This is a genomic window from Vibrio sp. 1580 (genome assembly GCF_033340055.1).
Map to the genome: position 1 here is coordinate 1 of NZ_JAWOVT010000657.1, position 534 is coordinate 534.

A 534-nucleotide genomic window follows, 5' to 3' on the forward strand; every position below is an offset into this window, starting at 1 on the left:
CAACCGCAACTTCCCCTCCGCTACCCCCAGCTCCATGAGTGTGTAGTATTTGGAAATGCTGTAGTCCTCGCAGTCTCCACCGCGGGCGCCGATAAATTCCAGCGGATTGGCCCAGTAATCCTCCATCCCCCACAGCTTGGGATCATCGCTGTAGGTCAGATTGTTGAAGTAATTGTTCACCAGCTCGAGCTTTTGCTGATCCGTGGTGCCAGCCCGCGGCGCAAGCAGGCGGGAGAATGCCTCGGCCCGCTGGATCGCCCTGCCGCCATACACTTCCTGCAATTTGGCCTGCAATTCGGGGCTGGCGATATAGTCGGAGAGACGAGAGGCCTGCACGCTGTTCCCCAAAAGGACCAACGCACAGGCAGGGACGAGCCACCATTTCATACCGGACACTCCATGCCAGATGCTGGAGGTCAGTATAGTCGGCGGGCCAAGCGCTATCGCGACAAGGACAGGCTTAACGGCACTGGGCGAAGGCATCTGCCAATTGCTGCATGAACTGGGGATAGCCATCCGGACCGAGCGGCACCT

The 534-nt window shown here is 59.0% G+C and carries 1 protein-coding gene; it reads right to left on the reverse strand.

Annotated features, from left to right (window positions below; translation table 11 throughout):
* Window positions 1-387: transglutaminase-like cysteine peptidase (locus tag R7093_RS27685; RefSeq protein WP_318147336.1), on the reverse strand; the 387-nt coding region annotated here is incomplete at its 3' end.
* Between the last annotated feature and the right edge of the window lie 147 nt (window positions 388-534).